Raw genomic sequence first — 511 nt, 5'->3', positions numbered from 1 at the left:
ATAGATCGCCCGGTTTCGGGTCTATTCCCAGCAACTAAACGCCCTATTAAGACTCGGTTTCCCTACGGCTCCGCTATGTGCTTAACCTTGCTACTGAAAATAAGTCGTTGACCCATTATACAAAAGGTACGCAGTCACGGAACTAAGTCCGCTCCCACTGCTTGTACGTACACGGTTTCAGGATCTATTTCACTCCCCTCACAGGGGTTCTTTTCGCCTTTCCCTCACGGTACTGGTTCACTATCGGTCAGTCAGGAGTATTTAGCCTTGGAGGATGGTCCCCCCATATTCAGACAGGATATCACGTGTCCCGTCCTACTCGTTTTCATTGAAATGGTGTTTTCGTATACGGGGCTATCACCCTTTACTGCGGCACTTTCCAGAGCCTTCTACTAACACCAAATCAACTTAAGGGCTAATCCCCTTTCGCTCGCCGCTACTTAGGGAATCTCGGTTGATTTCTTTTCCTCCGGGTACTTAGATGTTTCAGTTCCCCGGGTTCGCCTCGTAT

General features: G+C 48.9%; 1 rRNA gene. It reads right to left on the bottom strand.

The annotated features are described in order from the left end of the window. Window positions 1–511 (bottom strand): 23S ribosomal RNA (locus GQR55_RS20070); the annotation flags it as partial.

Source organism: Pseudoalteromonas sp. Z1A8 (assembly GCF_011378855.1).
Taxonomy (GTDB): domain Bacteria; phylum Pseudomonadota; class Gammaproteobacteria; order Enterobacterales; family Alteromonadaceae; genus Pseudoalteromonas.
The sequence above is the reverse complement of the archived record's forward strand: the minus strand, read 5'-3'. Positions and strand labels throughout refer to the sequence as shown.